Raw genomic sequence first — 11,946 nt, 5'->3', positions numbered from 1 at the left:
GGAGGACAGAATGACTGAACCTATTAAGATCGGCATCGGCGGACCCGTCGGCGCCGGCAAAACCCAGCTGGTGGAGCGGCTCACCCGGCACATGAGCGGCGACATCTCCATGGCCGCCATCACCAACGACATCTACACCATCGAGGACGCCAAAATCCTGGCCGCCAACGGCATCCTCCCCGTGGACCGGATCATCGGCGTCGAAACCGGCGGCTGCCCGCACACCGCCATCCGCGAAGATACCTCCATGAACACCGCCGCCATCGAGGAACTCAAAGCCCGGCACCCGGACCTGCAGGTCATCTTCGTCGAATCCGGCGGCGACAACCTCTCCGCCACCTTCAGCCCCGAACTCGTGGACTTCTCCATCTACATCATCGACGTAGCCCAAGGCGAGAAAATCCCCCGCAAAGCAGGCCAGGGCATGATCAAGTCCGACCTCTTCATCATCAACAAAACCGACCTCGCCCCCCACGTCGGAGCGGACCTCGCCGTCATGGAACGGGATTCAAAGGAGTTCCGCGGTGCAAAGCCCTTCTGCTTCACGAACCTCAAGACCGACGAAGGACTCGACAAGGTCATCGATTGGATCCGTCACGACGTTCTGATGCTCGACCTGGCTCAATGACGACGACGGCGGTCCCCTTGAGTGCGGCCGGCTCCGCCGCCTCTGCGGTTGAGTCACCTCGCGGAGTGCTGGAGCTAGTCATCACTGAGCGTGGGAAGCGTTCCATTGCGTCCCGGCAGTTTCATGAGGGCGCCCTAAGAGTGATGCGGCCGCATTATCTGGATGACTCCGGGCAGGTCTGTTACGTCGTTGTTAATCCTGGCGGCGCTTATCTCGGGGCGGATCTCTTTGTGCTGGATGTGGAAGTCGGGGACGGCGCTGATCTGTTGTTGACCACTCAGTCCGCTACTAAGGTGTATCGGACTCCAGAGTCTTTTGCTGAGCAGCGGATAGCTGTTCGGCTGGGGGAGGGGGCCCGGCTGGAGCTTATGCCTGACCAACTCATCGCCTACCGGGAGGCCAGCTACCGGCAACGGACGCACGTGACTCTCCGGCCGTCGTCCTCCCTGGTCATGGCGGAAGTGGTGACTCCTGGCTGGTCGCCGGACGGGGCCGCCTTCCGGTACGAGGAACTGCGGCTGCGGAACGAAATCCAGGTCGAAACAGACGAAGGAAGCCAGTTGCTGGCGCTGGACAACCTGCTCATCCGGCCGCCGTCGGGGGATGTTACCGGGATGGGGTTCATGGAGGGCTTCAGCCACCTGGGTTCGCTGATCGTGGTGGACGCCCGGGTGGACCAGGCGCTCGCCGATGAGCTCCACAGCATCACGTCGGCGCGCGATGCCTTGACCGGAATCTCGCTGACCCGCAGCGTTGCAGGGACCACCGGGCTGGTCCTGCGGTCACTGTCGAACAGCACAGGGGAAGTGAACCTCCTCCTTGGCGCCTGCACCTCCCTCCTCCGGGAGCGGTGGCATGGGCAGGAACCACTGAACCTGAGGAAGCACTGATGACAGCCGTCACCAGCATCACAGCCCTGTACCGCGGGCGGGATGCCTTGCCGCTGCGGACCCGTCTGCTGTGGATGTTCGGTGCGGTGGCCGCCCTGCACGCCGCCGCCGTCGTACTTCTGCTCGCCGGCGGAGCAGGCAACACAGGGGGAACGGGTGCCCAGGCCCTCACCGGGGGCCTGGCCCTGACGGCCTATCTCGCGGGTGTAAAGCACAGTTACGACTGGGACCACCTTGCGGCCATCGACAACTCCACCCGCAAGTTCGTGGCACAGCGGCAGGACCCGGTGAGTGTCGGGTTCGCGTTCAGCCTAGGCCACAGCTCCGTTGTCACCCTGGCCGGTGTGCTGGTCATCACCGGCGCCGCCGCCGTGGGGGAGTTTATGCAGGACGGATCCGCCGGCAACCTGGTGCTCGGACTGATCGGCAGCGGCGTTTCCGGCCTTTTCCTGCTGGCCATGGGCCTCTTCAACGGGTCGGCCTTCGCCCGCGCTGCGCAGGCCTACCGCAGGGCTCGGTCCGGCGAGGCGATTGATCCCCAGGATCTCAAACCCACAGGACTGGTGGCGCGGCTGCTGGCCCGGCCGCTGGTCAAGGTGCGGCGGCCGCGGAACATCTACGTGATCGGTTTCCTGTTCGGGCTGGGCTTTGACACCGCCACCACCATCGGCCTGCTGATGCTGACGACGGCGGCGTCGCTGGCCGGGGTGCCGCCTATCGCCCTCCTGGCGCTGCCGCTGGCGTTCACCGCCGCCATGACCCTGTGCGACTCCCTGAACGGGATGGCCATGATGCGGTTGTACCGTTCGGCGCTTGATGACCCGCAGCGGAAGCTAGGTTTCAACGCCCTGGTGACCGGTATCTCGGCGGTCTCCGCGCTGTTCATCGCGGTGATCACGCTGGGCGGCTTCGTCAACGCCGCCTTCGCGCTGGACGACCCCCTGACCGTGTGGCTGGGATCGGTAGACCTGGGAGACGCCGGCCTGCTCCTGGTGGCGCTGCTGCTGGCGGTCTGGGCTGTGGCTGCCGTGAAAGTGCGGCTCGGATGCGGACCGCGGCACTAAGAAGGGCGACGCGGGGCTGCCCGGGCGGGATTCAGGGCGGGCGGTCGTGCCCAGGAGCAGGTCAGGCAGGCACCACCCCGGCGGCCGGGCGGGTCAAGCCGCCATCCGGCCCCTGCCCTTCCGGTGCCCACGGTTCTTCGCCTGGTCCCGAACAGCTGCCTTGGAACCCAACAGCACCTGCCCGCCGTCGGGAACCCTGCTGTCCGCGTGCAGGTGCACCCCGTGCTCGATGAGGACGCTCGAGCCGATGCGTGAATGGCTGCCTATGTGCACCCGGTTTCCGATCACAGCGCCCCGGCCTATCCGCACACCGTCGCCGATCACGGCCCGGTCACCGATGGTGGCATCCCGGTCGATCCAGCTGCCGTGGCCAATCTTGCAACCCGAGCCGATCCGGGCGCCGTACTCCACATAGGTCATCGGGCCGATGTGTGAGCTTTCGGCCGCTGTGGCACCGGGAGCGATGAGGCCGCCGCCATTGGCGTGGCGGGCGTAGCGGGTGACCTTCCCGGCGTCGTCTTCAACTGATACAAACTTCGCGTTCATTCAATCCCTCGTTAACGGCGGCGGCCTTTTCAGCCGCACATTCAGTTAACGGTTCGGAACTCAAAGGGATTCCCGGGAACCGGGACGGGAACGCCGGGGCCGCCTGTGAAGCCCGTGCCTCAGGCCACAAGGTTGGCTGCGGCGGTGTCCATGTGGGCGCGGATGGTCTTCCGGGCGAGTGATGCGTCGCCTGTTTCAATGGCCGCCACAATGTCACGATGCCGGTCAACACTCATGTTCTTAACGCCCTTTTCCAGGCCGCCGAACATGATGGACATCCGGATTGACCCTTCCAAGGACTCCCAGGAGTGAAGCAGGGTTTCATTGCCGGTCAAGCGGCAAAGAGTGCGGTGGAATTCCATGTCGGATTCAATCCGCTCTTCCAGGGACAAATCCTGGGCTGCTTCCATGACGTCAATGGTCCGGCGCAGGGACTGGATAGCGTGGGCTCGGTCCGGGAGTTCGCAGAGGGTGCGCGCAGCCAAGGATTCGAGGGCTGCACGTACAGCGAAGATGTCCCGGATTTCCTTTTCATCCAGGTGCCGGACTGACAGCCTTCCGCGGGGCCCTGCGGACAACAGCCCCTCCTGTTCAAGCTGGCGCAGAGCCTCGCGGAGCGTTCCCCGGCTGATCTGCAGCATCTCGGAAAGTTCTGTCTCCACCAGGTGCCGCCCGGGTGCGAGTTCACCGCTGGTGATGGCGGTCCTCAGCGCTGAGAGTGCCTGCTCACGCAGGCTCTTCTTTTGCAGTCCCAGCAGCGGGGCTGTGAGTCCGGCCATGGCGTCTGTCCTCGATGTTGTAAGTCGACTGTTTACAGTCGGTCGTAGTTCCGATAGTACGGCAGAAAGCACGGCACCGTGCAGGACCGGTACCGTGCTTCCCGCATTCGCCGGAGCCGTGCTAGCCGAGCTCTGCGAGCACCTTTGCCACGATGCGGTCCACGGCCAAACCGTAGCGGTCGTGGAGGGTGGGCAGTGCCCCGGCGTCGAGGAACTGATCCGGGAGTGCGACGGGAACTACGCGCTTTCCCACGCCCGCCGTGACGACGGCGGAGGCTACCGTTTCGAACAAGCCGCCCACAACAGAGTGGTTCTCCAGCGTTACGGCCAGGCGGTCGGTGTTGATTTCGGCGAGAACGGTGTCGGCATCGAACGGCTTAATGGTGGGGGTATGCACGACGGCGACGTCCACGTTGTGCGCCGCGAGGACCTTGGCTGCCTGCAGGGCGCGCATGGTCATCAGGCCGGAGGAAATGAACACAACGTCATTGCCGCCGCGCAGCACCTTGGCCTTGCCGAGTTCAAACGTGTAGTCGTATTCGTCCAACACGGTGGGGACATTGCCCCGCAGCAGGCGCAGGTAGGTGGGTCCCTCGGATGCTGCGAGCTGGGGGACGGCCTGTTCGATGTCGATCGAGTCGCAGGGGTCAACGATGGTCAGGTTGGGCATACCGCGGAAAATGGCCATGTCCTCCGTGGCCTGGTGGCTGGGGCCGTACCCGGTGGTCAGGCCGGGCAGGCCCCCCACGATGTTCACGTTCAGGTTCGGCTCAGCCGCGTCCAGGCAAAGGAAGTCGTAGGCGCGGCGGGCGGCGAACACCGAGTACGTGGACGCGAACGGGACCAGTCCGGTTTCGGCGAGCCCTGCGGCGGCGCCGAAGAGCAGCTGTTCGGCCATACCCATCTGGAAGAACCGCTCCGGGAAGGCTTTGGCGAAGATGTGCATGTCAGTGTACTTGCCCAGGTCCGCTGTAAGGCCAACGATCTTTTCGTTTTCCTGCGCGGCTTTGACCAGTGCGTGCCCGAACGGCGCGGAGCTGGTTTTCTGGCCGGGATCGGCGAAAGATGCGATCATGGCCGAGGTCTTCAGCTTAGGCTTCGCGGCTGTCGCGGTGTCGGGAGCCTCGGTGGTGGTGCTCATGCTGAAGCCTTTCCTTTGAAACCGGCGGTGAGCTGCTCGCGGCAGGTCTGCCATTCGTGTTCTTCGATGCGCATGAAGTGCGCCTTTTCGCGGTCCTCCAGCAGCGGTACGCCGCGGCCCACCTTCGTGTCGCACAGGATTACCGAGGGGCGTCCGACGGCGGCGGCCTGGGCCGCTGCGTTGTCGAACGCTTCCAGCAGGGCAGCGACGTGGTTCCCGTCCACGCGCTGCGTGTACCAACCGAAGGATTCCCACTTTTCCGTGATCGGCTCGGTACGCAGCACGGAGTCCGTCTTGCCGTCGGCCTGCAGGGCGTTGATGTCCACCATGGCGGTCAGGTTGCCCAGCTGGTGGTGGTGCGCGCCCATGGCCGCCTCCCAGGTGGAGCCCTCGTCCAGCTCGCCGTCGGAAAGGAAGTTGAACACCCTCGATTCCGAGCCCTGGTAGCGCAGTCCCAGCGCCATGCCCACCGCGATGGTCAGGCCGTGGCCCAGGGAGCCGCCGGAGATTTCCATACCGGGTGTGTAGGTGGACATCCCGGACATCGGCAGGCGGGAATCGTCCGAGCCGTAGGTTTCCAGTTCTTCCACCGGGACAATCCCGGCTTCGGCGAGGGCGGCGTAGTGGCCGATGGCGTAGTGGCCGGTGGAGAGCAGGAACCGGTCCCGCGCCTCCCAGTGCGGATCGTCAGCACGGAAGTTCAGCTGATCTCCATAAACTGTGGCGAGCATGTCCGCAGCGCCGAGGGCCTGGCCAACATAGCCCTGGCCCTGAACCTCGCCCATGTTCAGGGCGTGGTGCCGGATGCGGTAGGCAGCAGCGCTGATTTTGGTGATGCGGTCCTGCGCGACGCCGGTGGAGGTCACCCCGTTCCGGGCTGTCTGGTCCTGGACAGTAACTGTTGGCATTGCTTGCTCCGTCTTCGTTTCGTGTGTGGCAGTCATTAGACGCTCACCGTGTTGGGGGTGCTTTTGGTGGCTTCGTCAGCCAGTTCGCGTTCCCGCTTGCCCCAGGTTTCCCGCGTGACGATCGCTGCCCAGAGGCCGATGGCCGCGTAGAAGCTGAAGAGGAGGGCAGGGCCCATCCAGCCGAGGGCCACGAACAGCAGGGTGGTGACGAAGGGGGTGAATCCGGAGACCATGGCCGAGATCTGGTAGGCCAGCGAGGCTCCGGAGGAGCGGGTCTTGGCCTGGAACAGTTCGGGGAACCACGGACCCTGCGCGCCGGCAAGCGAGTTCTGGCAGACAGCGTAGGAGATGACGATGGTGGCGATGACGAAGATGAACAATCCGGTATTCACCAGCAGGAACATTGGGATGCCGAACAGTGCGGCGAAGGCGCAGGACCAGACGTAGAGGGGCCTGCGGCCGACCTTATCGGTGAGGCGGGCCCACGCCATGGTGGCGAAGATTCCAATGAACGAGGCGATGCAGAGGGCCACCAGCGTTTCGGTCTTGTCCGCCAGTTGCTGCGTGTGGAGGTAGGAAATCATGTAGGTGATGGACACTGCATAGCCCGCGGTCTCGGCGATCCGCAGGCCGATGCCACGGACAATGCTGCGCCAGTCGGTCTTGATGACCTCGATGATGGGGTTCTTGACGATTGCGCCGCTTTCCTTGACCTCATCGAAGACCGGCGACTCAGGAACTTTGGAGCGGATGATCAGGCCGACAGCGACAAGCACGATGCTCGCCAGGAAGGGCACGCGCCAGGCGAGTTCGCCGCCGAGGTTGACGCTGACCAGGAAGACCAGGTTGGCCAGCAGGAGGCCTACGGGGAAACCGGCCTGGACGATGCCGGTGTATTTGCCCTTGGATTTCCAGGGAGCGTGTTCGTAGCTCATCAGGATGGCACCGCCCCATTCGGCGCCGAACGCCAGGCCCTGGACTACCCGGACGAAGACCAGCAGGGCAGGAGCGAGCAACCCGACCTGCTCGTACGTGGGCAAGAGGCCGATGAGGAACGTGGCCACGCCCATGAGGATCAGGGAGGCCACCAGGACGGGCTTTCGGCCCACCTTGTCGCCGAGGTGCCCGCCTATGATGCCGCCCAGAGGGCGGGCAGCGAAGCCGACGCCCAGGGTGGCAAATGCAGCCAGGGTGCCGGTAACAGGATCCCCGGTGGGAAAGAATGCGGTCCCGAAGTACAGCGCAGCCGCGGTGCCGAAACCGATGAAGTCATACGTCTCAATCACAGCGCCCACACCGGAGCCAATGGCAACGCGCTTGGCGTCCTTGGTGCCGTGCACGTGGCCGCGCATCTTCAGAGCTTCATTGCTCATGGTGGTTCCTTTCGGAAAGCGGCTTACGGGGGATGTGCCGCTGTCGACGGTTAACAAATGATAGATCCAGTGTGATGCCGGTCAAGTGCAATGTCAACAGTCAACTTTGAAGGTTGACTGTTGACACTTGAACGGAATACTGTGGTCCCAGTCACTCTGACCAATTTTCACCGACGCACGCACTCATTGATCCAAGGGAGCATCATGACCACCATCCAGCGCACTGCCGTCCTCACCGGAGCAACTTCGGACCGGGGCATTGGCATCACCACTGCCCGCCGCTACGCACGCGAAGGCTGGGGCATCGTCGTCCTGGACCTCGACGGCGAGAAGTCGGCAAAGGTGGCAGCCGACATCGGCAACGAGTTCAACGTCCCCGCCTTCGGCCATGAGATCGACGTCGCCAACGAAGCCTCGGTCACAGCCGCCCAGGCAGCCGTCGCTGCTGAGGTGGCCGCCGGCAATTTGCCGCCCGTGGGTGCCCTCGCCAACATCGCCGGTATCACCTCCCCGCTCCCGTTCCTCGAAACCACCCTGGAGCTGTGGCACAAGGTGATGGACGTCAACGCAACAGGCACCTACCTGGTCACCAAGGCGTTCCTGCCGGACATGATCGACAACGGCTGGGGCCGGATTATCAACATGTCCTCCGTCTCTGCCCAGCGCGGCGGTGGCGTGTTCGGGAAAGTCCCGTACTCCGCAGCAAAGGCGGCCATCCTGGGGTTCACCAAGGCCCTCGCCCGCGAAGTGGGGACCACCGGCGTGACCGTCAACGCAATCACCCCGGGCGCCGTAGACACCAACATCCGGGTGGGCAGCACGCAAGAGCAGGAAGCCGCGATCAACGCCGGAATTCCGCTGGGCCGCAACGCCACCACGGAAGAAGTGGCTGCCGTCATCACCTTCCTTTCCTCGGAGGACTCGGCCTACCTCACCGGCACCACCATCGATATCAACGGCGGAAGCCACCTCCACTAACGGAGCCAGCGGCAAAGCCTGGCTGGAGAAAAGGCGGATTGGGGTAACGCGATGAAGCCGTATCGCTACCATGACTGGATCCGGCTCATCGGGACACCGGTGGAGGTTCGAAAGGACTTCGAAATTGTGCGCACCGGTGTGGTCGATGATGCTATGGCGGATTCGTCAGCCCTGTGGTTGGCGGCCGACGCAGGAGGGGGCCGGGCACTTTTTGCTGCCGCGGAGGGTTACGAGGTGTGGGTCCGGCCGAGGGAACTGGGTGGGAAGCTCTGTTTCAAGATGGCAGCCGTCCAACTCTCGGGGTCCGGGCAAGGGCGCGGGTCCCTATAAGCCAGCGAAGGGGTGGGCTTCCCTCCGCACGGTTCCTACACTTGGGTGATGATCACAGTAACCGGAAGTGTGGAAACCAAGCTGCCCGCCGAACAGGCCTTTGCCTACATGCGGGAGTTCGAAAACACGAGCGAGTGGGACCCCAGCACCCCGGTGATGGACAAGCTGACCCCAGGGCCTGTGGCTCTGGGGCACAGGTACCACGCCGAGTCGGAGTTCCGGGGCAAACGGCAGACCCTTGAATACGAGGTCATCGAGCTGACGGAGAACCACATCAAGCTCCGCGGCGAGAACAAAACGGTCACGGCTTTTGACTCGATCGATGTGAGCTCCAACGGTGCGGGTTCGGTGGTCACGTACACGGCGGAGTTCAGCATCAAGGGCCCGGCCAAGATCATCCAGCCACTGCTGAAACCGGCCTTCATGTCACTGCGCGACCCCGCGCTGAACGGGATCAGGGACACGCTCAACTCCCGTGCCGGAGTATAGCGAAAGCGCCCCGGACTATAACCAAAGCGTCCCGGGCGATGAACGGAGCGGGTCAATCGCCGGAGGGGGCATTACAGTCCCGTAAGGCGGGAGCAAGCATCCCACAAACGCCGGCGGGCTTCGGGATCCGAGCCCATGCCCGGCGTCGGGAGTTCCTTCCGCTTCGCCCAAAGCTTCCCGGAAACCTCCGCTGTTTCCGGTGAGGTGGCAAGCCAAACCGCCGTGTCTGCCGCCTTTTCGGCCGGGGCACCAAAGGTGTTGGTGACCCAGCGGAACGGGCCCCCGACGTCCTGCAACAGCGCCGTGTTCTTGACGAGGCCGGGATGTACGGCGTTTGCCACCACGCCCGTGCCGCGCAGGCGCTCGCCGAACTCCTGTGTAAGGAGGACACGGGCAAGCATTGTGGGCGGCGTGGACCGAAGGTAGCTGTACTTGCCCTTTGCAGTCTGGAGGTCATCGAAGTTAAGCGTGGCGTTGCCGTACCTTGAAGCAACATTCACGATTCGTGCGGTAGAAGCCGCCGGACCAGGCGTGCCTGCGGTTCCGGTGTTTGCCTGCCCTGCACGCGCGGCGCGCTTGAGTGCGTCCAGCAGCAGATTTGTCAGCAGGAAGTAGGCCACCACATTCGTAGCGAAGGTCAGTTCCAGCCCGTCCGGAGTAACGTGGCGTTCCTTGCGGAAGACCCCTGCGGCGTTGACGAGCACATCCAGCCTGTCGTGGCGGGACAGGACGTCGGACGCTGCCCGCCGGATGGAGGGCTGGGACGACAGGTCGCAGTCCAGCGGTTCGATCCTGCCATCCGGAACGAGCGTTCTGATGTCCGCTATCGCTGCCCCCACTCTGGCAGCTGAGCGTCCGACGACGATAACGGAAGCCCCCTCGCGTGCCAGGCCCGCGGCTACGGCTTTGCCCAGCCCTCCCGTCGCGCCAGTCACCAGCGCCAAGCGTCCATCCATTGTTCCCACCGCCGCCTCCTCAGCACCTCGGCCTTCCCGCCTCGGCCGTAGCTCCTTCGGTAGGAGCCCAGGAGCCCAAAGCCGAAGACCCCAAGCGCCTTCAGGTTACGCCGTCCCCCAACCTCTTCCTACTGGCATCCGGGCAATGTTGAAAGCGTAGCTGGGTAGACTGAAGGAATGGCTTGGCCTCTATCGGAAGCGCGTGGACCGCGCGGAAGGACCGCGGGAGCGCGTGCTCGCCATCTTTGACGCCTACCTCGATCATGCCCGCTTTGCGTACCACCACGGATTCCGGGGGTGCGGGCTGCTCAACGCCGCCGCGGAACTGCCCGCAGGCAGCCCAGGGCGGACGGCGGTACGGCGGCACAAGGAAAAAGTTCAGGCCCTCCTCGCAGCGCACCTGGCGGAACTGCTCCCAGGCCAGGAAGAACGCCGTATGAGGCTGGCCAGCCACCTGGCCTTCCTCCTGGAAGGTGCCATGGTCCGTGCAGGACTCGAGGGCGGGGACGCCCGGCTCCTTGAAGGCCGAGCCATCGCCGCGCAGATGCTGGACGGGCTGTGACTGCTTCAGCCGGCCTGGCGTCCGGTCCGTTCTGGGGCGCTGTTTTTGTGCTCGCCGCATCGGTGCTGTGGGGCACCACAGGAACTGCTGCCACCTTTGCCCCCGCCGTCAGCCCGCTGGCCATCGGCGCGGTTGCGATGGGAGTTGGCGGTTTGCTGCAGGCTCTGTACGCGGCACATCACATCAGCGCGCAGTGGCGACTCCTAGTGAAGCGATGGCCGCTGGTGTCCCTTGGGGCGTTGGCGGTTGCGGTATATCCACTGGCCTTTTACAGCTCAATGCATCTTGCCGGCGTGGCCGTGGGAACGGTGGTGTCCATCGGCTCCGCCCCGGTGGCAGCGGCGGTCATTGAGCGCATTGTTGACCAAAAGCCGCTCACGCGCCGCTGGATGGTCGGGGCGCTGATCGCCGTGGGCGGCGCCGTGCTGTTGTCATTTGCCGGGCACCGACCCGACGGCGGCGGCGCAGGTACCGCTGCGGAGTCCTGGGCCAGCACGTCCTGGTCCAGCGCGGCGGGAATAGCACTGGGCCTGGTCGCAGGGACCACCTACGCCCTGTACTCGTGGGCGGCCCATCGCATCATCGGCGGTGGCGTGTCCTCCCGGGCCGCCATGGGGACAGTGTTTGGGGTGGGCGGTGTCCTGCTGATGCCTGTCCTCTTTCTCACCGGCCGCCCGCTCCTTGAGACCTGGACGAACTTCACCGTAGGGGCGTATATGGCGCTCGTGCCGATGTTTGCCGGGTACGTCCTGTTCGGGTGGGGCCTGGCGCGGGTGCGCGCCAGCACCGCCACGGGTCTTTCCTTGGTGGAAACTGTGGTGGCAGCGGTATTGGCTGTCCTGGTAGTGGGGGAACGGTTGCCGGCAGCGGGTTGGATCGGAGCCGCCACGGTCCTGGCGGGCCTGTTCTTCCTGGTCCCACGTGCTACACCGCAGGGGCAGCAGAGGCTGAACGGCCCAGGGCTATGTGGGCTGCCCGTGACGGCGGCGGCGCCCGAGGAGATGCTTACTCAGCGCGAGGTAAGCCCCCAAAGGCATCAGGAACAACCCCGAGACAGCCACACCGATGACCTGGCCGCTGACACCGGCGATGAAGAGCACAAGGCCGAGCAGGCCCGCGGCTGAGCCGTAGTAGAAGCCTGCACTGAACCGGCGTGAGGGGTAGCCGGACAGCAGTTCCATGGCGAGGTGGGGGTCGTCGGCGATCAACCCGAGCTCCAGCTCCTTGAGGAGCCTCCGCTCCTCTTCGGACATTGGCATTGGACGCCCTTGAATCTAAGTCGGGAGTATCGATATCGACCGT

General features: G+C 64.5%; 12 protein-coding genes and 2 pseudogenes. 7 read left to right on the top strand and 7 right to left on the bottom strand.

Features of this window, described 5'->3' with window-relative positions; genetic code table 11:
* Window positions 1-10 precede the first annotated feature (10 nt).
* The 3 genes from ureG to AC5RV1_RS15355 are packed head-to-tail and all read left to right on the top strand — an operon-like array spanning window position 11 to window position 2,582.
* On the top strand, window positions 11-628 hold the full coding sequence (ureG, locus tag AC5RV1_RS15365; protein WP_479773654.1) for an urease accessory protein UreG: 618 nt from the start codon (window positions 11-13) through the stop codon (window positions 626-628).
* Window positions 625-1,518: an urease accessory protein UreD gene (locus AC5RV1_RS15360; protein WP_493995145.1), complete on the top strand. Its 894-nt coding sequence runs from the start codon at window positions 625-627 to the stop codon at window positions 1,516-1,518. The genes ureG and AC5RV1_RS15360 overlap by 4 nt, the downstream gene beginning before the upstream one ends.
* Window positions 1,518-2,582 (top strand): HoxN/HupN/NixA family nickel/cobalt transporter, encoded by a 1,065-nt coding sequence (locus tag AC5RV1_RS15355; RefSeq protein WP_493995144.1) that lies wholly within the window; start codon window positions 1,518-1,520, stop codon window positions 2,580-2,582. The genes AC5RV1_RS15360 and AC5RV1_RS15355 overlap by 1 nt, the downstream gene beginning before the upstream one ends.
* Before the next feature lie 93 nt (window positions 2,583-2,675).
* Here AC5RV1_RS15355 and AC5RV1_RS15350 read toward each other — a convergent pair whose 3' ends face one another.
* The 5 genes from AC5RV1_RS15350 to AC5RV1_RS15330 form a co-directional block, all read right to left on the bottom strand.
* Entirely contained in the window at window positions 2,676-3,128 is a 453-nt protein-coding gene (locus AC5RV1_RS15350; RefSeq protein WP_493995143.1) for a DapH/DapD/GlmU-related protein, read from the bottom strand.
* Between the two features lie 119 nt (window positions 3,129-3,247).
* Window positions 3,248-3,907, bottom strand: a complete 660-nt coding sequence (locus AC5RV1_RS15345; protein WP_493946065.1) for a GntR family transcriptional regulator — start codon at window positions 3,905-3,907, stop codon at window positions 3,248-3,250.
* A gap of 121 nt (window positions 3,908-4,028) precedes the next feature.
* A complete protein-coding gene (locus AC5RV1_RS15340; protein WP_493995142.1) occupies window positions 4,029-5,048 on the bottom strand; it encodes a transketolase family protein in 1,020 nt (339 codons plus the stop codon).
* A complete protein-coding gene (locus tag AC5RV1_RS15335) occupies window positions 5,045-5,956 on the bottom strand; it encodes a transketolase (protein WP_493995141.1) in 912 nt (303 codons plus the stop codon). The genes AC5RV1_RS15340 and AC5RV1_RS15335 overlap by 4 nt, the downstream gene beginning before the upstream one ends.
* Before the next feature lie 35 nt (window positions 5,957-5,991).
* Window positions 5,992-7,329 carry an MFS transporter gene (locus AC5RV1_RS15330; protein ID WP_493995140.1) on the bottom strand — a complete coding sequence of 446 codons (1,338 nt, stop codon included), beginning with the start codon at window positions 7,327-7,329 and terminating at the stop codon, window positions 5,992-5,994.
* Window positions 7,330-7,533: 204 nt separating this feature from the next.
* On the opposite strand from AC5RV1_RS15330, the gene AC5RV1_RS15325 reads away from it, so the two are divergent.
* Together AC5RV1_RS15325 and AC5RV1_RS15320 are read left to right on the top strand one after the other, a co-directional pair.
* Entirely contained in the window at window positions 7,534-8,307 is a 774-nt protein-coding gene (locus AC5RV1_RS15325; RefSeq protein ID WP_493995139.1) for an SDR family NAD(P)-dependent oxidoreductase, read from the top strand.
* A 378-nt stretch (window positions 8,308-8,685) separates the two neighbouring features.
* A complete protein-coding gene (locus AC5RV1_RS15320; protein WP_493995138.1) occupies window positions 8,686-9,126 on the top strand; it encodes an SRPBCC family protein in 441 nt (146 codons plus the stop codon).
* 71 nt (window positions 9,127-9,197) lie between these two features.
* Here the strand turns inward: AC5RV1_RS15320 and AC5RV1_RS15315 are convergent, their stop codons facing one another.
* On the bottom strand, window positions 9,198-10,082 hold the full coding sequence (locus AC5RV1_RS15315) for an SDR family NAD(P)-dependent oxidoreductase (protein WP_493995171.1): 885 nt from the start codon (window positions 10,080-10,082) through the stop codon (window positions 9,198-9,200).
* A 166-nt stretch (window positions 10,083-10,248) separates the two neighbouring features.
* Here AC5RV1_RS15315 and AC5RV1_RS15310 point away from each other — a divergent pair.
* Window positions 10,249-10,644, top strand: a pseudogene (locus AC5RV1_RS15310) (TetR/AcrR family transcriptional regulator); the annotation flags it as partial.
* On the top strand, window positions 10,641-11,768 hold the full coding sequence (locus tag AC5RV1_RS15305) for a DMT family transporter (protein WP_493995137.1): 1,128 nt from the start codon (window positions 10,641-10,643) through the stop codon (window positions 11,766-11,768). The pseudogene AC5RV1_RS15310 and the gene AC5RV1_RS15305, both read left to right, overlap by 4 nt.
* Here AC5RV1_RS15305 and AC5RV1_RS15300 read toward each other — a convergent pair.
* Window positions 11,724-11,897 (bottom strand): annotated as a pseudogene (locus AC5RV1_RS15300) (DUF3040 domain-containing protein); the annotation flags it as partial. The gene AC5RV1_RS15305 and the pseudogene AC5RV1_RS15300 overlap by 45 nt on opposite strands.
* Between the last annotated feature and the right edge of the window lie 49 nt (window positions 11,898-11,946).

The sequence above is a fragment of the Arthrobacter sp. Hb9-2 genome (assembly GCF_059091165.1).
Note: the sequence above shows the minus strand (reverse complement) of the source record. Positions and strands in the feature narration are given on the sequence as shown.